Annotated in this window: 22 protein-coding genes; 18 read left to right on the forward strand and 4 right to left on the reverse strand. The window is 72.2% G+C overall.

The window, feature by feature from the left end; translation table 11 throughout:
* Window positions 1–10: 10 nt before the first annotated feature.
* From ACGH2B_RS26710 to ACGH2B_RS26785, 16 genes are all read left to right on the forward strand, one after another.
* Complete coding sequence (locus ACGH2B_RS26710) at window positions 11–1,273, forward strand: MFS transporter (RefSeq protein ID WP_399095012.1); 1,263 nt, start codon at window positions 11–13, stop codon at window positions 1,271–1,273.
* A 149-nt stretch (window positions 1,274–1,422) separates the two neighbouring features.
* Window positions 1,423–2,370: an aspartyl/asparaginyl beta-hydroxylase domain-containing protein gene (locus ACGH2B_RS26715; protein WP_399097361.1), complete on the forward strand. Its 948-nt coding sequence runs from the start codon at window positions 1,423–1,425 to the stop codon at window positions 2,368–2,370.
* Window positions 2,371–2,428: 58 nt separating this feature from the next.
* Window positions 2,429–3,205, forward strand: coding sequence for a 2OG-Fe dioxygenase family protein (locus ACGH2B_RS26720; RefSeq protein ID WP_399095015.1), 777 nt, complete (start codon window positions 2,429–2,431; stop codon window positions 3,203–3,205).
* 171 nt (window positions 3,206–3,376) lie between these two features.
* Window positions 3,377–4,963: an amino acid adenylation domain-containing protein gene (locus ACGH2B_RS26725; protein ID WP_399095018.1), complete on the forward strand. Its 1,587-nt coding sequence runs from the start codon at window positions 3,377–3,379 to the stop codon at window positions 4,961–4,963.
* Between the two features lie 17 nt (window positions 4,964–4,980).
* Window positions 4,981–5,232 (forward strand): phosphopantetheine-binding protein, encoded by a 252-nt coding sequence (locus tag ACGH2B_RS26730; protein ID WP_399095021.1) that lies wholly within the window; start codon window positions 4,981–4,983, stop codon window positions 5,230–5,232.
* Window positions 5,233–5,549: 317 nt separating this feature from the next.
* Complete coding sequence (locus tag ACGH2B_RS26735) at window positions 5,550–6,350, forward strand: phytanoyl-CoA dioxygenase family protein (protein ID WP_399095023.1); 801 nt, start codon at window positions 5,550–5,552, stop codon at window positions 6,348–6,350.
* On the forward strand, window positions 6,347–7,864 hold the full coding sequence (locus tag ACGH2B_RS26740) for an AMP-binding protein (protein ID WP_399095025.1): 1,518 nt from the start codon (window positions 6,347–6,349) through the stop codon (window positions 7,862–7,864). Before ACGH2B_RS26735 ends, ACGH2B_RS26740 begins: the two co-directional genes overlap by 4 nt.
* 365 nt (window positions 7,865–8,229) lie before the next feature.
* The gene (locus ACGH2B_RS26745) at window positions 8,230–8,544 is read left to right on the forward strand and encodes a phosphopantetheine-binding protein (RefSeq protein ID WP_399095028.1); all 315 of its coding nucleotides are present in this window, start codon (window positions 8,230–8,232) and stop codon (window positions 8,542–8,544) included.
* Window positions 8,541–9,791 carry a cytochrome P450 gene (locus tag ACGH2B_RS26750; RefSeq protein WP_399095032.1) on the forward strand — a complete coding sequence of 417 codons (1,251 nt, stop codon included), beginning with the start codon at window positions 8,541–8,543 and terminating at the stop codon, window positions 9,789–9,791. Before ACGH2B_RS26745 ends, ACGH2B_RS26750 begins: the two co-directional genes overlap by 4 nt.
* Window positions 9,788–10,525 (forward strand): thioesterase II family protein, encoded by a 738-nt coding sequence (locus ACGH2B_RS26755; protein WP_399095035.1) that lies wholly within the window; start codon window positions 9,788–9,790, stop codon window positions 10,523–10,525. The genes ACGH2B_RS26750 and ACGH2B_RS26755 overlap by 4 nt, the downstream gene beginning before the upstream one ends.
* A gap of 598 nt (window positions 10,526–11,123) precedes the next feature.
* On the forward strand, window positions 11,124–11,951 hold the full coding sequence (locus tag ACGH2B_RS26760) for a HipA family kinase (RefSeq protein ID WP_399095038.1): 828 nt from the start codon (window positions 11,124–11,126) through the stop codon (window positions 11,949–11,951).
* The gene (locus tag ACGH2B_RS26765) at window positions 11,948–12,343 is read left to right on the forward strand and encodes a DUF3037 domain-containing protein (RefSeq protein ID WP_399095041.1); all 396 of its coding nucleotides are present in this window, start codon (window positions 11,948–11,950) and stop codon (window positions 12,341–12,343) included. Before ACGH2B_RS26760 ends, ACGH2B_RS26765 begins: the two co-directional genes overlap by 4 nt.
* A 233-nt stretch (window positions 12,344–12,576) precedes the next feature.
* On the forward strand, window positions 12,577–13,338 hold the full coding sequence (gene fabG / locus ACGH2B_RS26770) for a 3-oxoacyl-ACP reductase FabG (RefSeq protein WP_399095044.1): 762 nt from the start codon (window positions 12,577–12,579) through the stop codon (window positions 13,336–13,338).
* 28 nt (window positions 13,339–13,366) lie between these two features.
* Entirely contained in the window at window positions 13,367–14,137 is a 771-nt protein-coding gene (locus ACGH2B_RS26775; protein ID WP_399095047.1) for an SDR family oxidoreductase, read from the forward strand.
* Window positions 14,138–14,317: 180 nt separating this feature from the next.
* The gene (locus ACGH2B_RS26780) at window positions 14,318–14,998 is read left to right on the forward strand and encodes a uracil-DNA glycosylase (RefSeq protein ID WP_399095050.1); all 681 of its coding nucleotides are present in this window, start codon (window positions 14,318–14,320) and stop codon (window positions 14,996–14,998) included.
* 166 nt (window positions 14,999–15,164) lie between these two features.
* A complete protein-coding gene (locus ACGH2B_RS26785) occupies window positions 15,165–15,935 on the forward strand; it encodes a hypothetical protein (RefSeq protein ID WP_399095053.1) in 771 nt (256 codons plus the stop codon).
* Between the two features lie 305 nt (window positions 15,936–16,240).
* On the opposite strand, the gene ACGH2B_RS26790 is transcribed toward ACGH2B_RS26785, so the two are convergent.
* Window positions 16,241–16,699 (reverse strand): hypothetical protein, encoded by a 459-nt coding sequence (locus ACGH2B_RS26790; protein ID WP_399095056.1) that lies wholly within the window; start codon window positions 16,697–16,699, stop codon window positions 16,241–16,243.
* A gap of 876 nt (window positions 16,700–17,575) precedes the next feature.
* Here ACGH2B_RS26790 and ACGH2B_RS26795 point away from each other — a divergent pair.
* Window positions 17,576–18,478, forward strand: coding sequence for a Gfo/Idh/MocA family protein (locus tag ACGH2B_RS26795; RefSeq protein WP_399095059.1), 903 nt, complete (start codon window positions 17,576–17,578; stop codon window positions 18,476–18,478).
* Here ACGH2B_RS26795 and lnt read toward each other — a convergent pair.
* Both lnt and ACGH2B_RS26805 read right to left on the reverse strand, forming a co-directional pair.
* Window positions 18,453–20,003: an apolipoprotein N-acyltransferase gene (gene lnt, locus ACGH2B_RS26800; protein WP_399095062.1), complete on the reverse strand. Its 1,551-nt coding sequence runs from the start codon at window positions 20,001–20,003 to the stop codon at window positions 18,453–18,455. The two genes, ACGH2B_RS26795 and lnt, sit on opposite strands and share 26 nt — an antisense overlap.
* 181 nt (window positions 20,004–20,184) lie before the next feature.
* Window positions 20,185–22,098: an ABC transporter ATP-binding protein gene (locus ACGH2B_RS26805; protein WP_399095065.1), complete on the reverse strand. Its 1,914-nt coding sequence runs from the start codon at window positions 22,096–22,098 to the stop codon at window positions 20,185–20,187.
* 203 nt (window positions 22,099–22,301) lie between these two features.
* Here ACGH2B_RS26805 and ACGH2B_RS26810 point away from each other — a divergent pair, with 203 nt between their 5' ends.
* Complete coding sequence (locus tag ACGH2B_RS26810) at window positions 22,302–22,790, forward strand: glutathione peroxidase (RefSeq protein ID WP_399095068.1); 489 nt, start codon at window positions 22,302–22,304, stop codon at window positions 22,788–22,790.
* A 76-nt stretch (window positions 22,791–22,866) separates the two neighbouring features.
* Here the strand turns inward: ACGH2B_RS26810 and ACGH2B_RS26815 are convergent, their stop codons facing one another.
* On the reverse strand, window positions 22,867–23,163 hold the full coding sequence (locus ACGH2B_RS26815) for a hypothetical protein (protein ID WP_399095071.1): 297 nt from the start codon (window positions 23,161–23,163) through the stop codon (window positions 22,867–22,869).
* Between the last annotated feature and the right edge of the window lie 179 nt (window positions 23,164–23,342).

The raw sequence follows: 23,342 nt of genomic DNA on the forward strand, positions 1-23,342 counted from the left end.
CCAAGGCTCGGTGTCCGGGCGCGAGTTCCGGTTGTTCTGGTTCGGGGAGACCACGAGTCTGCTCGGCAACGGGATCGCCGTGGTGGCGCTGCCGTTCGTCGCCGTCCTCACCCTGCACGCGGGCACCTTCGTCGTCGGACTGCTGACGTCCGTCGCCCATCTGCCGTGGCTGATGCTCGGTCTGCCCGCGGGCGCCTGGGTGGACCGCCTTCCCCGGCGCCCGGTGATGCTGGTCTCCGATGCCGTTTCCTTCGTCGCTGTCCTCAGTGTTCCGGTCGCGGCCTGGGCAGCCGTGCTCACCATTCCGCACCTGCTCACCGCCGCCTTCGTCTGCGGTTGCGCCAACGTCTTCTTCACCACCGCGCAACGTGCGTATCTGCCGGCACTGCTCCTTGACACGGAGCTGCTGGCCGGCAACGCGCGGTTGCAGGGCAGTGAGTCGACAGCCGAGGTCATCGGCCCCGGCCTGGCCGGAATGCTGGTGCAGGCATTCGGTGCCGTCGCCGGACTGGTGGCCAACGCGCTGAGTTTCCTGGTGTCCTGGTTCTGTCTGCGGGCGATCCGGATCACCGGACCGCCGCCCTTGCCGCCCCCGGAGGCCCGGCGGCGCCGGCTGCGCACCGAGGTCGGCGACGGCCTGAGATTCCTGTTCCGGGATCCCGTCCTGCGCACACTCGCGATATTCAGCGCCGTGTCCAACATCGCGTTGACCGGCCTGAGCTCGATCGAAGTGGCCTTCCTGGTACGGACGGTAGGGGTCGGCGAGGCCGCGGTCGGCGCGGTGCTGACGCTGTGCGGTCTCGGCGGAGTCCTCGGAGCGCTGTTGTCCCACCGGGTGTCCCGGCGATACGGCAGCGCGCGGGCCGTGGTGATCTGCCTGGTGGGCGCCGCGCCCTTCACGGTGCTGTTTCCGCTGACCGGCCCGGGGGCCGGCCTCGCGTTCTTCGTGGTCGGCGGTGTCGGTGTCGGCGCGGGTGTGGTCGCGGCGAACATCATCACCGACACCTTCCGCCAGCGGTACTGCCCACCCGACCTGATCGGGCGCATCAGCGCCAGCGCGGCCGTGATCAGCTTCGGAGCCATCGCTGTCGGCGGGTTGCTCGGCGGCGCGCTCGGCGAGTTGTCCGGTATCCGGGAAACGATGTGGATGATGACCGGTCTGCACGTGCTGGCAACAGCCATTTTGCTGTGCAGCCCGATACGAAGACTGCGCGATTTCCCCGAATCCGATCGTGCCATTCTTGCGGCCGAGGCGGGAAAGGTCATGTCCTGAAGTGTCCTGGCTGCTTCTGCCCGCCGTCAGGCGATTTCCCGGCGCGACAGAGAAGTATGATTTCGACAGCAAGGAAAAGTGAAAAATCTCATTGAAGCGAGGTCTTCATGAAAGAGATAAGCTCCTTGGAAAACCTTCCGGCCGCAGTGATGCTACGGGACGACCTGGATATCGACCGACTGAAATCGGACCTCGTGGAGCTCAGCGGTTCCGAATTCTGGGCATTGCAACGGTCCTTGGAGGACGGTGTCGTCGGAGAGGAATCCGATGTGGACTGGAGGGTTCTTTCCCTGCGTGCGCCGGGCGGGGACCTCCGGCGCACCGACCCCGGTGGCCCGGGACGTGACGGGTTCGCCGACACGCCTTTGATGGCGAAGACGCCCTACCTCCGTCAGATCCTGTCCGAACTGGGCACCGAACTGCGCAGCGTCCGCTTGATGGCCCTGGCCCCCGGTGCGTCCGTCGAAGAGCACTCGGACACTCCGCTCGGGCTTCCCTACGGCTACGTACGGCTGCACATCCCGCTGGTCACCAATCCCGGGGCGGTACTGGTGATGGACGGGGTCGAACAGCGGTGGCAGCCGGGAACGCTCTGGTACGCCGACTTCGAACGACCGCATTCGCTGCGGAACGCCGGCGACCGCACCCGGGTCCACCTGGTCGCGGACTGCGCCACCAACGACAAGCTGCTGGCCCTGTTCCCGGACAGCTTCCGGGCGGAGCTGCCTACCAGCGACATCGCCTACTACCGCCCCGTGCTGCCGCTCACGTCGCGCGAACTCGCCGAGTTCAGCTGCACCTTCGCGGTGCCGTCCTCCTTCATGGAATGGGGGCTCCCCGTGGTCGACGACCAGGAGAGCGTCCTCGCCGCCGAAGTGACCGCCGAGGACGAGGGCCTGGTCCTGCGCGTCGAAGGGCGCGCGCCCGTGGAGCTGCTGCACCTGGGAGCCGGCGAGTTCCGGTTCCTCGGCTGGAGCGAGGAACGCCTGCTCCGCCTCGACCTCTTCGACGACGATCCGCGGGTGGAGCTCTCCACCCGGCGCGGACGCCGGCGCCAAGTGGTCGTCCGTCCGGCGCGCAGGCTCGCCACGGTCTGACGACCCGAACCGACAGCCACCACAGTCCAGCCCTCACGACCACTGCTTGGGGACAGTCATGCAGACACTGACCGAATTGCCCGCCCTCGTCGAAAACGGATTCGCCCGCTGGGACCTCGCCGAGGAATTCGGGATAGCCGAATCCGACGCGTCCTTCCAGAGCCTTCGCGCCGAGTTCGTCGACCTGCCACCGGACCCCTACGCGACGGAGGAAGGGCGCAACCGCCGCTACGCCCGCGGCATTTTCCTCCCCTGGTCGCGAGAGTTCAGCTGGATTCCGGACACGCACCTCGGCGAACAGGGGTGGATGAACGGCTACTGGCAGGCCGACCACAACCCCGACTATGTCGGCGTGGTCCGCAAGCTGCCCGCCATGAGGGAAACCGCCCGGAACAACCCGATCATCCACAAGATCCTGTCCTTCGACTTCGACCAGACGCGATGGTCGCGGAACGACGCGGCGTTCCCGCTGCACGTCGGGGTGCATCTGATCAAGCTGGCGGTGGACGACCCCGGACACGAGGCCATCTCCTCGCCCAATGAGCTGCATCAGGACGGCGAGCCGTTCGTCTTCGCGCACCTGGTCCATCGCCGCAACGTCGTCGGCGGCCGGAACGTGATCGCGCCGCCGAAGTACCGGGGCAAGCTGCCCGAGGACGTGCCCGAGGGCGAGGCTCTGGCCGATTTCGAACTGATCAAGCCGCTGGAGTCCTACGGCGTCACCGATGAGAAGGTCAGCCACTACGTGTCACCCATCAGGCGCGGGGCCGGCCCGGAGACGGGCGAGCGTGCGGTGCTCCTGGTCGACTTCACCCCGATGCGGCAGCACATCTGAGACCGCCGAGTGCCTGGAGTTCGCCGAGCCGAACGGGACCGGCCTGTGCCGCGGAGCGCCGGACACCGGAGCGCCCGAGAGCGCACCGCCCCGGTGCGCCCGGGACGAACCCTCTACCCAGGTGCCGCGGCGGCGCGCCCGACCGGACACCTCGTACATCGGAGTCAGTTGATGAAACTTCAGGGAAAGCGGGTGGCCCTGCCGCCCACGCCCGTCGTCCACCGCCGCTTCGAGGAGCACGTACGGGCCACCCCCGACGCCGTCGCCGTCGTGTGGTCCGGCCGGCAGGTGACGTACGCGGAACTCGACGCGCGGGCCAACCGGTTCGCGCACCTGCTCACCGCACGCGGCCACGGCCGCGGCGCGAAGATCGGCGTCTGCCTCGACTACTCGATCGACATGATCGTCGCCATCCTCGGCACCCTGAAGGCCGGCGCGGCCTACGTGCCCTTCGATCCCACCTACCCCGCAGCCCGCCTGCGGCTGTTGCTCGGGCAGGTGCCCGACCTCGCCCTGATCGTGGCCTCCCCGGCGACGGCCGCGATCGTCGAGTCCGCGGATGCCGAGGTCATCGACCTCGAACAGCTCACGGGCCATCTGGCGACCCTTCCCGCGACCGTCCCCGACGTCCACGTCACCGGCGACGATCTCTGCTACGCGGTGTTCACCTCCGGCTCGACCGGCATCCCCAAGCTGACCGCGATCCGCCACGAGGGCTGGTTCAACCTGATGAACTGGCTCCAGCTCGACTACGGCCTGCACCGGGGCTCCCACCACCTGGTCGTCTCCGCCTTCGGCTTCGACCTGTCCCAGCGCGCCCTGATGACACCACTGTTCTGCGGCGCCACCCAGCACCTGATGGCCAGCCGCAACTTCGACGCCATGCTGGCCTACCGCATGCTCACCCAGTACGACATCCGCGTCGTGCACTGCGCCTCCAGCACCCTGTACCTGCTGGTCGACTGGGAGGACGCGCGCGGCGGCGACGCCCTCGCCCGGCTCGACTACGTACTGTTCGGCGGGGAGGCGCTGAAGAGCGAACGCCTCGCCCGCTTCGCGCGCCGCCCGGACACCACCTGCACCCTGCTGCACCAGTACGGCGTCGCCGAGTGCACGGACGTCGCCACCTCCTACGACCTGGCGCACCACCGGCCTGGCGAGCACGGCATCGCCCCGGTCGGCCGGCCCGCCCACAACACCGCCGTCCACCTCCTGGACAGCGAACTGCGCGAGGTCGAGGCGGGCCGGTACGGCGAGATCTGCATCTCCGGGGCCGGCGTCGGCGCGGGCTACCTGGGCGCCGGCGGCCCCGAGAACGCCAAGTTCACGACCATCGACATCGAGGGGACGCCTGTGCGCCTGTACCGCACGGGGGACCGCGGCCGGATCGACGACAGCGGTGATCTCGTCGTCGCCGGGCGGATGGACGCCCAGGTCAAGGTGCGGGGCATGCGGATCGACCCCACCGACGTCGAACGCGCTCTGGGGAGGCTGGCCGGCGTCCGCGAGGCGGCCGTGGTGGTCACCTACGACGACGGCGGCGAAGCCGAACTGAACGCGTTCGTCGTCCCCTCGGGCAAGGACCTCGCCGAGGACGACCTGCGCACCCGTCTGCTGTCGGCTCTGCCGCGGAACATGGTGCCGTCCCGGTTCACGAACATCCTGCGCCTTCCACTGAGCCCGCACGGAAAAGTGGACCGCGCCGTTCTGGCGGACATCTGCCGCGGCCGGAGCACCGACAGCGACTCCGCGGCATGACCAGACCCTTGGCCGTGATGACGAACGAGAGGAACGCGATGACCGCCGACCGGGTCCGCGCCATCTGGTGCCGGGAACTCCAGCGTGACGACATCACCTCGGACGACGATTTCTTCGCCCTGGGCGGCCAGTCCCTGATCATGGTCAGGATTCAGGGCGCATTCATCGAGGAACTGGGCGCCGAGGTCCCCATGGACCAGATGTTCCTCAACCCGACCGTGGCGTCGATCGCCGCCTACATCGACTCCCACACCGCCCTCGCCCCCTGACACCGCCGGGAACGACGGTCGCCACGCCTTCCATCACCAGGCGGCGCGACCTGGTCGCGGACCAGCGGCGTATTCCGTGCGGCCATGCCCGGACGGACAGCGGCCCACGGCGTCGAGGATGAATGAGACGTACGACGGCGTGTGTTCGGTATCGGTACGGCGGTCGACGAATGGGGATCGAGGCTGTGACGCCATGGGGGCGCTCTTTCGTAAAGCGCCCCGGCCGGTTCTGCCCGGACAGAAGTATTTCTTCTCCGGCCAGACCTGCGTAACGATTTACATCACCCCGGAAATTCGGACAGAGAGGTCATCGCATTATGCTCACCGAAAGTCAGATAGCGGAATACCGGTCCGAAGGGTTCCTGCTCCTCGAAGACGTCTTCGATGCCGGCGATATCGCCGCTCTGCGACGTGAGGTGACCGATCTCTACGGGACCGAGCACCCTGGGCGGATCTTCGAGGAGGACGGGACCACGGTGCGGGGCATCCACGGCTGCCACACCACGGGCGCGCTGTTCTCCAGGCTGGTGCGTCTGCCCGAGTTGCTTTCCGCGGCGGAGGAATTGCTGGACAGCAAAGTGCATGTGTTCCAGTGCAAGGTCAACGCCAAGCAGGCGCTGCGCGGAGAAGTGTGGCAATGGCACCAGGACTACAGCGTCTGGGGGGCCAAGGACGGCATGCCGGAACCGCGGGCGGTCAACGTCGCGCTGCTGCTGGACGACGCGACCGAGCACAACGGCCCGCTACTGGTCGTTCCCGGTTCGCATCGAAACGGCGCGATAGCCCCGTGGCGTCCCGAGCCCGAGGGTACGTCGCCGTGGGAGACCGACCTTTCGGCGAAGCTGGAGTTCGCGCTGGACGCCGAACAGATGGCCAAGGTGACCGCGGAGTCGGAGATCCGGTCCATTGCCGGACGCGCCGGCAGCCTGCTGTTCTTCCACCCCTGCATCGCGCACGGCTCCGGTGCGAACATGTCGCCGACCGACCGGACCATGGCGTTCGTCAGCTACAACAGTGTCGACAACGAATTGCGCGAAGTGTCCAGTCCACGCCCGGAGTTCGTGGCATCGCGCGACTACCGGCCGTTGGAGCTCGTCGACGGAGGTCTGATCGCATGAGCGACCTCGATGTCTCACTGATCCGGACGCTGATCGACGCCCTCACCCGGCACCGGGACGCGGTCGCGGTCATCGACAACGGCGTCTCCCATACCTACGCCGAGCTCGACGAGGTGTCGGCCGAAATCGCCGGCGGCCTCGCCGCGCACGGCATCGGCCCCGGTGACGTCGTCGACGTGCATTCGACCCGTTCGTGGTCCCGTTGTGCGGCGGTCCTGGGCGTGTGGCGCGTCGGAGCCGGCGTACTGTCCATCGACCCGGCCATGCCGCCCGCCTGGACCGGCAAACTGGTGAACAGCGCCGGCTGCGCCATGATCCTGCGGGCCGAGGAGTGCGCACCGGTCGAGGCGGGTGTCGCGGAGCACACTTTCCGATCGATTCGGGGAGCGAGGCGGGACGAGGTCGCGACCGGACCGCTCTGTTATGTCATCCCCACCTCCGGGTCGACAGGCGAACCCAAGGCTGTCGCGGTGCCACCGGTCGTTCTGGCGGATCTGGGTAACTGGCACGTCCGGCGGTGGAGCCATGACCGGCCCCCGAACACGCTGCACATGTCGTCCATCGGGTTCGACATGGTCTACGAGGACACGGTGGCGACCTGGCTTGCCGGTGCGACCCTGGTCGTGGTGAACGATCAGGACAGGCTGGACCCCTTCACGTTGGTCGACATCATTCGCGAGCACGATGTCGCCCGGCTCTTCCAGCCGGTGGTCGGACTGCACGGACTGGCCACCGCCGCGTGTGTCGCGGGCGTGAGGACACCGAGTCTGCGGGAGATCTCGGTGGCGGGTGAACAGCTTGTGATCAACGAGGAGGTGCGGAAGTTCTGTGCCGACAATGACCTGACGCTGGTGAACCAGTACGGGCCGAGCGAGACGCATGTGGTCACTCAGTACCGGCTGACGGGTGACGTCACCGGCTGGCCCGACCGGCCGCCCATCGGCACCGCTGTCGTCGATGCGGAGCTGCTGTGTCACGTGGACGGACGGCTGCGCCCGTTCACGGCCGGCGAGACCCGGGAACTGGTCATCGCCGGGAATTGCGTCGGGATCGGGTACGCCGGTGACGACACGCTCACCGCGAAGAGATTCCGGGAGGTCGCACACCGGGACGGCAGCATGCGTCGCTGCTATTTCAGCGGAGACCTGGTCACGTTCGACGGCACCGACTTCCACTTCGTCTCCAGGCTCGACGACCAGCTCAAGGTGAACGGCTACCGGGTCGAGCCAGGTGAGGTGGAGTCCGTGATCGCCGGGGTCGCCGGTGTCCGTCGAGCCGCGGTCGTCGGGGTCAAAGTTGCCGCGTCCACGCAGTTGGCGGCGTACTACACCCGCGCGACCGGCGCGGAGGTCGATCGGGACGACCTGCTCCGTGCGTGTGCCTCCCGCCTGCCCCGGTTCATGCTCCCCAGACACTTCATCGAACTGGAGGAGCTCCCCTCCACACCGAACAGGAAGATCGACCGGGCGAAACTCCGGGAGATGTTCCACGAACCTTCGATGAGCCGAGGCTGACACGTACCCCGTCCGGACTGTCGTGAGGGGCACCTGCCGACGGCTGAAGGCGTCACTCGCCACATCGGACGCGTTGAGAGGCGCCTTCGGCCACACCCTCACCGCGGCCGCAATGCCGCTCGGGAAGGACCCGGCACCTGGCCCCTCGGCACGCATCAACGCGTGTGCCGCCCTCACGTCCACGCGTACCTCACCAACCGGCCGACGAAGCCTGTGCCCGAAGAGGGCCCGCCGCGGGCGTCCTCGTCACCGTGCCGTCGGCGGAGCAGCGCACCAGCCCCCGCGGCCAGGCAAAAGATGACACTCACACCAGAACTACGGGACCGAGCGGGAACTCCCGATCGGCGGAGGAAGGAGCCCTGACCATGGAATCGGCACCGCAGGTGATCCACCCGCGAGGTGGACAGGACGAGACCGCACAACGCCATGACGCACCCTCGGGCGGCCCGGTGCCGCTGGTGCACGAAATCGCCGCACTGTGGGGGGAACTCCTCGGCTGCCCCGAGGTCGAGGCGGAGGACGACTTCTTCGCCCTCGGCGGCAACTCGCTGATCGGCATCAAGATCATCGAACGGGTGGCGCTCGACTACGGCGTCCAGCTCTCCGTCCGCGACTTCTACCTGGCGCAGACCCCCGCCCGCGTCGCCGGGCTGATCGAGCAGGGGAGGTCCGGCACATGAGACTGACGCCGGGCCCCGCGCGCGACATCGACCTCGACACCGTCGACCTGTTCGACCTCGACCTCTACGGCACGGGCGACCCGCACCCCGTCTGGGACGCCATGCGTGCCAAGGCGCCCCTGCACCACCAGGTCCTGCCCGACGGACGCGAGTTCTGGTCGGTCACCCGCTACGAGGACGTGTGCCGCGTCTTGGGCGACCACCGCGCGTTCACCTCCGAACGCGGCACCGTGCCCACCCACCTCGGCCAGGACGACGTCGCCGCCGGTGTGCTGCTCACCTCCACCGACCCGCCCCGGCACACCGAGGTCCGCAGACCGCTGGGCTCCAAGCTCACCGCCCGCGCGGTCACGTCCTGGGAGGACTCCATCCGCCGGTCGGTGACCCGCTTCCTGGAGCCGGCCCTGGACGGCGAGGTGTTCGACCTGGCCGAGAAAGCTCTGCTCCTTCCGGCGATCGTCACCGGCCCGCTGCTGGGCATCCCTGAGAAGGACTGGGAAGAACTCGTCCAGCTCACCGCCATGGTGACGGCCCCCTCCGACCCGCACTTCCAGCTCGGCAGTGAAGCCGCCACCCTGGCCATCTCCCACCACGAACTCGTCAGTTACGTCACCGAGTGGGTCAAGGAACGCCGTGACGTGGGAGCCGAGGACGACAGCCTGCTCCACCACCTGATGAGCGTGCGTCCCGGCGGGGCACCGCTGAGCGACCAGGAGATCGCCCTCGACGGCTACAGCATCCTGCTGGGCGCCAACGTGACGACCCCGCACACCGTCTCCGGCACCGTGCAGGCCCTCATCGAGCGGCCCGAACAGTTCGGCAAGGCCCAGGCCGACCCGGCCCTGATCCCCAACCTGGTCGAGGAAGGGCTGCGCTGGACCTCGGCCGCCTGCAACTTCATGCGCCACGCCGCGACCGACGTCCCCGTCGCGGGCGGCGTCATCCCGGCCGGCGCAGCGGTCGTCGCGTGGATCGGCTCGGCCAACCGGGACGCCGCCCAGTTCACCGACCCGCACACCTTCGACATCACCCGCCCCAACGCCAAGCGGCAGGTCGCCTTCGGGTTCGGCCCGCACTTCTGCATCGGTGCCCCGCTGGCCCGCCTGACCCTGCGCGTTTTCTTCGAGGAACTCCTGCACCGGTCCGACTCCCTCGACCTGGCCGGCGAACCGGAGCACCTGCGCTCCTACTTCATCGCCGGCATGACCCACCTGCCCATCGCCGCCCGGAAACGGCTCACCCCATGACGACCGGACCCGCCCCCGCCCCGCCGTGGTTCGTCCGGCCTCCCGCCGCCGGTGCGCCCGCCGCCCGCCTGTTCTGCTTCCCCTTCTCCGGCACCGGCGCCTCCGCGTTCAGCGCTTGGCCCGCCACGGTCGGCGACGCAGAGATCTGCCCGGTGCAGTTCCCCGGCCGCGAGAACCGCCTCGCCCACCCCCACCACACCAGCTACGAGAACCTCGCCGACCAGCTCGTCGAAGCCCTCGCCCCGCTGCTCGACATGCCGTTCGCGTTCTTCGGGCACTGCGCGGGCGCCCTGCCCGCCTACGAGAGCGTGCTGCGCCTGGCCGCCGCCGGCCTGCCCACCCCCCAGCGACTGTTCGTTTCAGGCCAGCCCGCCCCGCACGAGGCCGTCCGCGACCGGATGCTCACCCTGGGCGAGGACGAACTGCGCGCCGAACTCGTCACGTTCCTGCGCAGCCGGGGCATCGAACCCCGCCCCGACATGATCGACATGGGCATGTTCGTGCTGCTGCGCGACCACGCCGCCGCCGGCGCCTACCGGCGCACCGAACCCGCCCGGATCGACTGCCCGATCACCGTCCTGCACTGGAGCCGGGACACCGACGTGAGCCTGGCGGACCTCCAGGGCTGGCGCCGCTACGCCGACTCGGTCGAGTTCCACGTCGTCGAGGGCGGCCACTACGACTTCATGGACGCGCCCGCCCGACTCCTCAAGTTGCTCGCCGCCGGGGGGTGAATGCCCGCCACGCGCCGCGGTCGCCGTTGGCGTCGTGGTACAGGAGGAAACTGAAAGTGACTGAAGCCTCACATCGAAGCGTTCCCGCCGGTAGAGGTGGAGCTGCCGTGGGGGAAGCCGGAGGGGGAGAGGAAGAAGCACTCTCTGTTGCTCACCACGCGCTTCGGTAACGCTGTGGCGGTTAACACATGGAACACCCGCACCTGGAAGCCCGCCTTGGCCAAGGCGGGAGTCATCCCGCCACGTGCCGAGGGGCGAAATCTTGGCAGTGGGCGGCGGCCCCGAAGGACGGTTCCCCGTGCTTCGGCACACCTACGCCTCGGTCGTGCTGGAATCCGGAGAGTCCGTCGTAACCCTTGCCCGATGGCTCGGGCACTCCTCGCCCGCGATCACTCTCAGTTACTGTGCCCGCTTCGTGCCGGAAGCTGGCAGCAAGGGACGCGGCGCCTTCGACGGTCTGCTCGGGGAGCGGGGGAAACGGCTCGCTGGACGGAACTCCCCAGATTCTCCCCAGGGGATTCAGGTCGGACCGCCAGGTCGGAGGGTCTTGTCGCCCCGTCGTGATTCCCAAGGTCAGAGGGCCGTATAGCCTGGGGAAATGCTGACAGAAGTCATTGCGACCCGATATGTGACACCCCTGCGAGAGGGGGGATCGCTGCCGGGGATCGTCGAGGCCGACGACCTCGGCACGTACGTCATGAAATTCACCGGTGCGGGCCAGGGCCGGAAGACCCTGATCGCGGAGATCATCTGCGGGCGGCTGGCGCGGCGGCTGGGGTTGCGGGTGCCGGAGCTGGTGCGGATGCAGCTCGACCCGGTGATCGGGCTGGGCGAGCCCGATCAGGAGGTTCAGGAGCTGCTCAAGGCGAGCGGCGGGCTCAACCTCGGGATGGACTACCTGCCCGGGTCTCTCGGCTTCGACCCGCTCGCGTTCGAGGTGGGCGCGCGGGAGGCGGGCCGTGTGGTGTGGTTCGACGCGCTGATCAACAACGTCGACCGGTCCTGGCGGAACCCCAACCTTCTGGTCTGGCACGGCAAGCTGTGGCTGATCGACCACGGCGCCACGATGATCTGGCACCACAACTGGCCCGGCGCCGAGAAGGCCGCGGTCAAGCCGTACGACGCGTCCGACCACGTACTGGCCACCTTCGCGCCCGATCTCGCCTCGGCCGCGGCGGAGTTCGCCCCGCAGATCACCGAGGGCCTGCTCACCGAGGTCGCCGCCGACGTCCCCGACGAATGGCTGGCCGACGAGCCCGGCTTCACCTCCCCGGACGAGGTGCGCGCCGCGTACGTCCGGACGCTGCTGGCCCGCTCCGAGGTCATCGGCGACCACATCACCCTGGGGGAGCGCACCCAGGACGGACCGTCCCGGGCGCCGGAGTGGCTGGCCGGCAAGCTTCCCCCGCGGAGGGCAGTGAAGTGACCGGACTGCACAACGGGCGCGACGTCTTCGAGTACGCGCTCCTGAAGGTCGTGCCCCGCGTCGAACGCGGCGAGATGATCAACGCCGGAGTGGTCGTCTACTGCGGCGCCCACCGCTTCGTCGAGGCCCGCACCCACCTCGACGAGGCGCGGCTGCTCGCACTGGACCCGGCCGCCGACGTGGAGGGCGTACGCGCCGCCCTCGCCGCCGTCGAGGGCGTCTGCCACGGCGGTGAGCGGGCGGGACAGGCGGCGGGCGAGGACGCCGGCCGCCGCTTCCGGTGGCTCATCGCACCGCGCAGCACCATCGTCCAGCCGGGACCGGTGCACACCGGTCTGACCCGCGATCCGGCGGCGGAGGCCGGGCGCTTGCTGGAGCTGCTGGTGCGCTGAGCGGCGGGGCACGGGCAGCGGGAGCCGGAGCGGGGCCACGGGCCGCGCTCCGGCTCCCGCGTGTGCGGGGGCGGCCCGCGCGGGTGAGCTGCGTAACGGCGCGGCGATGGGCGTTGACAGGGGGTTGCCGGGCTTCTAGCGTCACCGGTGCTGGAGATACTAAGCGGTTGCTCACTCGGGCACGGTGCGGCACACCGCTTGTCGAGGTCGGTTCCGAGCTAGGGAGAACCCGCATGTCCACCACCGAGCAGCGCGTCGCCATCGTGACGGGCGGGGCCCGCGGCATCGGCGCCGCCACCGCGGTCCGGCTGGCCGCCGAGGGCCGCGCCGTCGCCGTACTCGACCTCGACGAGGCGGCCTGCAAGGACACCGTCGACACGATCACCGCGGCCGGCGGCCGGGCCCTCGCGGTGGGCTGCGACGTCTCGGACGCCGGACAGGTCGAGGCGGCCGTGGAGCGGGTCGCCGCCGAACTCGGCGCGCCCACCGTCCTCGTCAACAACGCCGGTGTCCTCCGCGACAACCTGCTCTTCAAGATGAGCGACACCGACTGGGACACCGTCATGAACGTGCACCTGCGGGGCGCGTTCCTGATGGCGCGGGCCTGCCAGAAGCACATGGTGGACGCGGGCTTCGGCCGGATCGTCAACCTCTCGTCCAGCTCCGCGCTCGGCAACCGCGGCCAGGTCAACTACTCCGCCGCCAAGGCCGGTCTCCAGGGCTTCACCAAGACCCTCGCCATCGAGCTGGGCAAGTTCGGCATCACCGCCAACGCCGTCGCCCCCGGTTTCATCGCCACCGACATGACCGCCGCCACCGCCGAACGCGTCGGCATGGGCTTCGAGGACTTCCAGGCCGCGGCCGCCACCCAGATCCCGGTACGGCGCGTCGGCGAGCCGGCGGACATCGCCAACGCCATCGCCTTCTTCACCGGCGACGCGGCCGGCTTCGTCTCCGGCCAGGTCATGTACGTCGCCGGCGGCCCGCTCAACTGATCGCACCATCCACCGGGAGATACCACACATGACCGAGCAGCACAGCGCGCTCCCCGCCCTCTCCGGCAAGGTGGCGCTGATCACCGGCGCCAGCCGCGGTATCGGCTACGGCATCGCCGAGGCCCTGGTGGCCCGCGGCGACCGGGTCGTCATCACCGGCCGCAACGAGGACGCCCTCAAGGAGGCCGCCGAGCGGCTCGGCGCGGAGCGCGCGATCGGCGTCGCGGGCAAGGCGCACGACGAGGCCCACCAGGCCGTCGCCGTCGAGCGGGCGATGGAGACCTTCGGCCGGGTCGACTACCTCGTCAACAACGCCGGGACCAACCCGGTCTTCGGTCCCCTCGCCGACCTCGGCCTCGACGTCGCCCGCAAGATCTTCGAGACCAACGTGCTCTCGGCGCTCGGTTTCGCCCAGCGCACCTGGCACGCCTGGCAGAAGGAGAACGGCGGCGCGATCGTCAACATCGCCTCCATCGCCGGCGTCAACGCCTCGCCGTTCATCGGCGCGTACGGCGTGAGCAAGGCGGCGATGATCAACCTCTCGCAGCAGCTCGCGCACGAATTCGCGCCCGTGGTCCGCGTCAACTCCATCGCGCCCGCGGTGGTCAAGACGAAGTTCGCCGCGGCGCTCTACGAGAACCGTGAGGAGGAGGCCGCGGCCTCCTACCCCATGGGGCGGCTGGGCGTGCCGGAGGACATCGGGGGCGCCGCCGCGTTCCTGCTCTCCGACGCGTCGGGCTGGTTCACCGGCCAGACGCTCGTCGTCGACGGCGGGCTCGCCCTCAACGCCGGGCTGTAGCCGGGCGGCCGGCCATCTCAGCGGCGGGGCGCCGGTCACTGCGGGCCGGCGCCCCGCGCACGTCCGGGCGGCGGACCGGGGCCGCCGGGCCGGGGCGGTGCCCGCGCGGTGCGGCGTTGTCAGTGGTCGCCGGTAGGTTCTGGAGTGCGAGATACCGAACGCACACCGGAGGTTGTTCACGTGGTCACCGACACGCTGCCCGAGTCCTGGCGCGGCGCCCTCGGCGAGGAGCTGGCGAAGCCGTACGTCGAGGAGCTGGCCGGTTTCGTGGCGCAGGAGCGGGCCCAGGGGCCGGTCTACCCGCCGCACGACGAGGTCTTCGCGGCGCTGGAGGCCACGCCGTACGACCAGGTGAAGGTCCTCATCCTCGGCCAGGACCCGTACCACGGCGCCGGGCAGGGCCACGGCCTGTGCTTCTCGGTGCGGCCCGGCGTCAAGACCCCGCCGTCGCTGCGGAACATCTACAAGGAGATGAAGGAGGAGCTGGGCCACCCCGTGCCGGACAACGGCTATCTGATGCCGTGGGCCCGCCAGGGCGTCCTGCTGCTCAACGCCGTGCTCACCGTCCGCGAGGGCGAGGCCAACTCCCACAAGGGCAAGGGCTGGGAGAAGATCACCGACGCCGTGATCCGCGCCGTCGCCGCCCGCCCCGACCCGGCGGTCTTCGTCCTCTGGGGCAATTACGCGAAGAAGAAGCTGCCGCTGATCGACCAGGAGCGCCATGCGGTGGTGCAGGGCGCGCACCCCTCGCCGCTGTCCGCGAAGAAGTTCTTCGGCTCCCGCCCGTTCACCCAGATCAACGAGGCGGTCGCGGCCCAGGGACACGCCCCGATCGACTGGCGCATCCCCGACCTGGGCTGACGGGGCCCGGCGCCGTCCGGGCCCGGGGCGGGGCGCGGCCCGTCCGGGGGTGGCCGCCGCGCGTCCCGGGCGTGGCGCCCACACCGCGCGGGGGCGGCGCCCGGCGGTTAGCGTCGGGAAGCAGCGGCGGGTGCCGGAGCCGCGGCGGACCGACGTGGGAGCGAGCGTGACGGAGCGGCAGCAGGAGCGGACGGCCGAGGGCGGCGTACCGACCCGGATCGGCCAGGCGGTCATACTGCACCGCGCCGGAGACCGGGAGGAGGCGCGCAACCGCCTCGCCGCCCTCTGGCAGGAGATCGGCCCCGCCGCCGACCCGCTCCACCGCTGCACCCTCGCCCACTACCTCGCCGCCACCCAGGACACCCCGCAGGCCCGCCTCACCTGGGACCTCACCGCCCTGGAAGCGGCCGAGGGCTTCGTCACCACACGGGGCGCCGGAGCACCGGGGGCGGACGTCGCCGAGTCGGCGGGCCTTCCCGGGCCCGGGGCGGACGGGGCGTTCGTGGCGGGGGCCGGGTCCGTCCTGGCCCGGGACGTGACGGAGGCCCCGGGCGCGGCCGCCGGACCGGCCGTTCCGGACGAGCGGCCGGGCGGCAGCGACGGCCCGCGGACGCGCGGAGGGACGAGCGGTGACCCGGCGGAAGCGGGCGAGCGCCGTACCGACGACGGCCGGGCCCGGGGCGATGGCCTCGGCGGGGACGGCGAACGCCGCGGGCCCGGGAGGCCGTTGGCCGGGCTCCGCGCGCTCTTCCCGGTGCTGCACCTCAGTCTCGTCGCCGACTACGCCGCGCTGGGGCGCCCCGCGGACGCCCGGACACATCTGCTGCGCGCCCGCACCTGGACCGCCGCGCTGCCCGACGGAGCCCACCGCCAGACGCTGTACGCCGATATCGACCGCCTCGGAACGCGGCTGGACGGCGGCCCGGGCCGCCGCTGACCGGGCGCTCGCGCCAGGCTGGGCGCCCGCGCCGGGACCGGGCGGCTGCGCCGGGCGGCGGCTGACCGGGCGCCCGCGCCGGGACCGGGCGCTGTGCCGGGCGGCCGCTGACCGGCGCTGCGCCAGAGTCAGGCGGCGCGCCGGGTAGCCGCTGACCGGCGCAGCACAAGGGCCGGGCGCCGCGCCGAAGCCGGGCCGCGCCGTGGCCCGGTGGTGCCGCGACGGGCCCGGCCCCCGGCACCGCGACGGGCCCGGCCCTCGCCCGCGACCGGTCCGGCCGGCGCCGCACGCCCCGGCCGGGGGCGTCAGCCGTAGGTCTGCCGGCAGATCCGTAGCGCCGGTCCGTCCTGCTGCCAGCGGCCGTACTTCCGTCCCAGCGCGCACAGTTCCGCGCCGGACGGCAGTTTGCCCAGGCGGGGCGGCCGGGAGGACGGGGGCGGCGCGGGAGCGCGTTCCCGGGCGGGCGCGCCCCCGGGCGGCAGCGGCCCGGCGCCGGACCCCGTGCCGTGGCGGGTGCCGCCGCGCCGCGGGGGCCTGTCGGGCGGTGGTGCGTCCCGGCGGGCGGCGTCGGGCCGCCGGGGCGAGGGCTGGGGGATCACCGGCCCGAGCCGGTCCCGCGGGGCTGACGGCGCGGTGGGTCCGGGCCGGCCGATGGGGGCGGGCGGCGCGGGGTGAGAGCCCCCGGGGGCCGGCCGGGAGGGGAGTGTCACGCACCCGGTGGTGGTCGCCGCGACCATCACCGAGAGGACGACGAGAGCGGACAAACGGTGCATCCTTGCAGCTTTACCCGGCCGTACGGGCGGGGGAAGTCCCCGCAGGGGTGATCGCGAGGGTGCCCGGACGACGCGCGGCGCCCCCTGCCGCATCCGCGCCACAGGCGGAACGAGCCCCCGGCAGTCACCGTGGACCGCATGCCCCGCCGGTCCCGGAGATCGCCCCCCGTGCCGCCCAAGCCCCCCGAGGGCACGCGCCGGACGCCCCGGAGTCCCCTCCTCCGGGCGGACGGCGGGGCGCCGCGGCCCCCGTCCGACGGCCGACTGCACGCGCAGGCCGACGCCGCCGCGAGCCGGCCGCTCGTGGCTGCCGCGCCGGAGACCGTCCGGGCGGCGGCCGGGCCCGCGGTGGCCGGAAGGCCGCCGGTCGGTACGGCGGCGCTCACACCGGCCGCGCGCAACATACGTACGCGGGACATGAGTCGCGCTCCTTCGCCGTGCCGGGCGTGAGCGCGCGGCCGGCTGAGCGACCGTCCCGGCGGAGGCGTGCGGAGCGGTCCGGGTTCCGGCGCTCCGGGACGTCCGCCCTTCGGGGCGACGGACCGCGCGGATCCACGACCCTCCGGCACCTGGCGGCGCGGATCCACGGCCCTCCGGCACTGGGCGGCGCGGATCCACGGCCTTCCGGCACTGGGCGGCGCGGATCCACGGCCTTCCGGCACTGGGCGGCGCGGATCCACGGCCTTCCGGCACTGGGCGGCGCGGATCCACGGCCTTCCGGCACCGGGCGGCGCGGATCCACGACCCTCCGGCACCGGGCGGCGCGGCCGGGCGGCTGTCCCGCCGGGCCCCGTCCCGGCCCCCGGCCCGTAAACTCCCCACCCGGACGGCCCGCCGCCGGGCGGCCGACCGGCATCGGGAGAGTGTATGAGGATCGGCTGCATCGGGCTCGGGGACATCGCGCGGAAGGCGTATCTGCCGGTGCTCGCCGCCCGGCCCGGGGTGGAACTGCACCTGCAGACCCGCACCCCGGCCACGCTCCGGGAGGTCGCCGCCGCCCACCGGATCCCCGCCGCGCAGTGCCACGCCGATCTGGACGCGCTGCTCGCCGCCGGGCCCGACGCCGCGTTCGTCCACGCCCCGACCGCCGCGCACCCGGAGATCGTCACCCGGCTCCTCGACGCCGGGGTGCCCACCTATGTCGACAAACCGCTCGCGTACGAGCTGGCGGACGCCCGGCGCCTCGTCGAGCTCGCCGAGGCGCGCGGCGTCGGCCTCGCCGTCGGCTTCAACCGCCGCCACGCCCCCGGGTACGCCGACTGCCTCGCGCACCCCCGCGAGCTGATCCTGCTCCAGAAGAACCGCACCGGGATGCCCGAGGACCCGCGGACCATGGTGCTCGACGACTTCATCCACGTCGTCGATTCCCTGCGCTTCCTGGCCCCTGGGGAGATCGAGCACATCGACGTCCGCGCCCGGATCCGCGGCGGGCTGATGGAACACGTCGTCCTCCAGCTCTCCGGCGACGGATTCACCGCGATCGGCACCATGAACCGCCGCAGCGGCTCGGCCGAGGAGATCCTCGACGTCTCCGGTGGCGACGCCCGCCGTCAGGTCGTCAACCTCGGCGACGTCATCGACCACCACGGCGCGCCCGTACTCCGGCGGCGCGCCGACTGGGTGCCGGTCGCCCGCCAGCGCGGCATCGAACAGGCCGTGTCCGCCTTCCTCGACGCCGTACGGGCCGGGGAGCGGCCCTGCGCGCGCGACGCGCTGCGCACCCACGAGCTGTGCGAACGGGTCGTCACCGACGCGCTCGCCCGGACCTGACCCGCCGCACCGCCACCACCGCGCCCGCCAGGACCAGCGCCGTCACGGCCGCGTACACCGGCCAGTCGCCGAACCGGGTGTACGGGCTGGTGCCGCGGGCGAGCGGTACGTCGTACACGGCGGCGGCGCTGCGGTCGGTGGACAGCCGTTCGCCGACCGGTTCGCCCCGGGGGCCGTAGACCGCGCTGATGCCGGTGAGCGTGGCGTGCACCATCGGGCGCCAGGTCTCGGCGGCGCGCAGCGCGCCGAGCGAGGCGTGCTGCGCGGGGGCCCAACTGTCCTGGAACGTCGAGGTCGAGGACTGCGCGACCAGCATCCGCGCGCCGTCGGCGGCCAGGCTCCGGCTCATGTCCGGGAACGCCGTCTCGAAGCAGACCAGCGGGCCGATCGGCAGACCGTGCGCGGCGGGCAGGTCCATCACCACCTGGCGGGTGCCGCGCATCCGGTCGGTGGCCGCCGCCTTGCCCACATGGGTGGCCCAGCCCAGCAGCGGGCGGGCCGGGATCGCCTCGCCGAACGGCACCAGCCGCATCTTGGCGTACCGGTCGCCGGTCGGCCCGCCCGGCCCCACCAGCACCGCGCTCTTGTAGATGCCGGGCCGCCCGGCGCGCGGCGCGTCCACCCCGACCAGCAGATCCGCGCCGGTGCTCCGGGCCAGTGCGGCGAGCCGCCCGGCCAGCGCCGGATCGTCCGCCGGATCACGGGTCAGACTGCTCTCACCCCAGACCACCAGGCGTACGCCCCGGCCCGCCAGCCCCCGGGTCAGCGCCTCGGCGCGCGCCAGCCGCTCGCCGGGACCGCCGTCCGGCCCCGGCTGGACGACCGCGACCCGCACCGTGCCGCCGGGGCGCGGCACGGGCGCCGCGTACCGGACGCAGGTCACCGCCGCCGCGCAGATCAGCAGCGCGGCGACGGCGACCGTCCGGGCCCGGCGGAGCGCGGCCAACTGCGCCAGCGCGGTGTTCACCCCGACGATGACCAGGCTCACCAGCCACACCCCGCCCAGCGAGGCGAGCCGCAGCGCGGGCGGCACCTGCCACTGCCCGGCGCCGAGCAGCCCCCACGGGCCGCCCAACTGCTCCCAGGACCTGACCAGTTCGACCATCAGCCAGCCGGACGGCACCAGCACCAGGGCGGCCAGGCACCGCCGCACTCCGGGCGCACCGCCCAGCAACGTCCGCACCAGCGGCCCCCACGGCGCCCACAACGCACCGAGCAGCGCCCCCAGCACCAGCAGGAACACATGCAGACTCGGCAGCAGCCAGTGGTGCACCGCCACCATGAACCCGAGGCCGCCGAGCCAGCCCTCCAGCGCCGCCCGCCGGTTCGTCCGCGCCGTCCGCAGCAGCAACAGCCACGGGACGAGGGAGACGTACGCCGTCCACCACAGCGACGGCGCGGGAAAGGCGAGCGCCGGCAGCGCACCGCACAGCGGCGCGGCGACGGCCCGCAGCCACCGCGACCGGCGGCGTGGCGGCGCCGCCGTAGCGGTCGGCGAGGTGGTGGCGGCACTGGGTGTGGCCATGCGTTTCCCTTCCGGCGATGCCGTCCGGGCCCGCTTCGGCGGCGGGCGACGCGGCCAGTCTGCGCGCTTCGGGGCGGTGCGGACAGGGGGCGGCGGCGATGCCCACCGTTCCGGGGGCCCGCGGGCGGCTGAGCGGCCGAACGCCGCGCCCCGCGGAACGGGGGCGCGGCGTGCGGTCAGCTCAGCCCACCAGCGCGGACTCCCCGGCGGGCCCGGTGGCGCGCGGTGTGCCGGAGCCGTCGGCGAACTGGGTGCGGTACAACTCGGCGTAGCGCCCGTCCGCGGCGAGCAGCGTGTCGTGGGTGCCGCGTTCGACGATGCGTCCGCCCTCGACCACCAGGATCTCGTCGGCGGCGCGGACCGTGGACAGCCGGTGCGCGATGACCACGGACGTACGGCCCGCCAGCGCCTCGGTGAGGGCTTCCTGCACCGCCGCCTCCGAGCTGTTGTCCAGATGGGCGGTGGCCTCGTCGAGGATCACCACCCGCGGCCGGGCGAGCAGCAGCCGGGCGATGGTCAGCCGCTGCCGCTCACCCCCGGAGAGGCGGTAGCCGCGCTCGCCGACGACGGTGTCGAGACCGTCCGGCAGCGACCGGATCAGCTCCGCCAGCCGGGCCCGGCGCAGCGCGTCCCACAGGTCGTCCTCGGCCGCGTCGTACCGGGCGAGCAGCAGGTTCTCCCGGATCGTGGCGTGGAAGAGGTGGCCGTCCTGGGTGACCATGCCGAGCGTGTCGCGCAGCGACTCGGCGGTCAGGTCCCGGACGTCGACCCCGCCGATCCGCACCGCCCCGGTGTCCGCGTCGTACAGCCGCGGCAGCAACTGCGCGATGGTCGACTTCCCGGCGCCCGAGGAGCCGACGAGGGCGACCATCCGGCCCGGCTCGGCGCGGAAGGAGATGTCGTGCAGGACGCGTTCGCCGCCGCGGGTGTCGAGGGTGGCGACCTCCTCCAGGGAGGCGAGCGAGACCTTGTCGGCGGACGGGTAGCCGAAGCGCACGGCGTCGAACTCGACGGACACCGGGCCCTCGGGGACGGCGCGGGCGTCCGGCTTCTGCGTGATCAGCGGCTCCAGGTCGAGCACCTCGAAGACCCGCTCGAAGCTGACCAGCGCGCTCATCACCTCGATGTGCGCACCGGACAGCGCGGTCAGCGGCGCGTAGAGCCGGGTCAGCAGCAGCGCCAGGGAGACGACCGCGCCCGGCTCCAGGCTGCCGCGCAGCGCCAGATGGCCGCCGAGCCCGTAGACGACGGCCAGCGCCAGCGCGGAGACGAGGGTGAGGGCGGTGACGAAGGACGTCTGGACCATCGCGGTGCGCACCCCGATGTCCCGGACCCGCGCGGCCCGTTCGGCGAACTCGGCCGACTCATGGGCCGGCCGCCCCATCAGCTTGACGAGGGTGGCGCCGGGCGCGGAGAACCGCTCGGTCATCCGGGTGCCCATCGCGGCGTTGTGGTCGGCGCCCTCCCGGCGCAGCGCGGCCAGCCGCCGCCCCACCCGGCGGGCGGGCAGCACGAACACCGGCAGCAACGCCAGCGCGATCAGCGTGATCTGCCAGGACAGGCCCAGCATCACCACGAGGGTCAGCAGCAGCGTCACAAGATTGCTGACGACGCCGGAGAGGGTGTCGCTGAACGCCCGCTGCGCGCCGATCACATCGTTGTTGAGCCGGCTGACGAGCGCGCCGGTCCGGGTCCGGGTGAAGAACGCGACCGGCATCCGCTGCACGTGGTCGTAGACGGTGGTCCGCAGATCCAGGATCAGCCCCTCGCCGATGCTCGCCGACAGCCACCGGGTGAGCATCCCCAGCCCCGCCTCGGCGAGCGCGATCCCCGCGATCAGTCCGGCGATCCCGAGGACGAGCCCGCTGGATCCGTGGTGGACGATCGCGTCGACGACCCGCCCGGCGAGCAGCGGCGTCACCACCGCCCCCGCCGCCGTGACGGTGCTCAGGACGAGGAACCACACCAGGCGGCGCCGGTGCGGCCGGGCGAAGGCGGCGATCCGGCGCGGCGTGGCGCGCGACAGGCGCCGGCTGCCCTGCTGCGCGTTGGCCGTGCCGTGCAGTGCGTGCCAGGCGGTGACTTCCATGTCCATCGCGGTCTCCTGTCATCGGTACCTCAAGGCGCCGCGGTACGGCGGCAGAACGGAAACCTAGAACCTCAAGCATTGTTGAGGTCAAGGGGCGGCGATCCGCCCGGCGGGCTGCCCGGTCGTACGGCCCGGCGGGGAGCGGCCCGGCGGACACGGCGCGGACGGGGTGCCGCCCCCGGGCGCGGAGGCGGCTACGCTCCCTTGCCATGTCTGTTCACACCGTGGAAATCGACGCCCTCCAGGGCGGACCGGCCGACCTCGCCCAGTACCGCGGCAAGGCCGTACTCGTCGTCAACGTCGCCTCCAAGTGCGGCCTCACCCCGCAGTACTCCGCACTGGAGCGACTGCACGCCCGCTACGCCTCGCGCGGCTTCACCGTCCTCGGCGTGCCCTGCAACCAGTTCATGGGCCAGGAGCCCGGCACCGCCGAGGAGATCGCGCAGTTCTGCTCCGCGACGTACGGCGTCACCTTCCCGATGACCGAGAAGATCGACGTCAACGGCGACGCGCGGCACGCCCTGTACACACAGCTCACCGACGCGCCGGACGCGGAGGGCTACACCGGCGACATCCGCTGGAACTTCGAGAAGTTCCTGATCGCCCCCGACGGCTCGGTGGCCGCCCGCTTCGCCCCGAAGACGGAACCGGACGCGCCGGAGGTCATCGCGGCACTCGAGGCGCAGCTTCCCGCGTGAGGGCCCGGCGCGCATCCGCCGCGGCGGGTGCGCGCCCCGACGGGGCGGGGCTGAAGCGCCGTCACCCCGCCCCGTCTCAGCTCCCGGTGCCCCCGCCCGTCCCCTTCGGCGGCGGGTCGTGGCGGCGGGAGCGGGGGATGACGGGTTCCTCGTCCGTGGTGCCGGGCGGGCGGGGGTCCCCGGGGGGCGGCGTGGCGTCGGCCGCGGGGCGGGCGACGGGGAGCGGCACGCCGGAGCGCCACTCCCGCAGTAGCTGATCGAAGATCGGGGTGGCCTCCTCCCGGCGCCTGGCCTGCGGCGTCGGGGCCACGGGTGATGACGGGGGGAGAGCGCGGCGCCGGAAGGGGGGACCGGCGTTCTGCTTGGCGTCCATGACCGGACTCAACCAGCCGACCCGTCGCCGGGTTGCGGGCGCGGCGCCGGTACCGCCTCAGATGCGCCTGCGCCGGTGACGCGCAGAAGATACGTTCCCGCGCGCGTCGCGGTTGACATTCCGCCGTGCCGGGCAGGCGGCCCACAGCCGGACGGGCGTGACGCCGGACGGCGACAGCG

The sequence above is a fragment of the Streptomyces sp. BBFR2 genome (genome assembly GCF_044497305.1).
GTDB lineage: Bacteria > Actinomycetota > Actinomycetes > Streptomycetales > Streptomycetaceae > Streptomyces.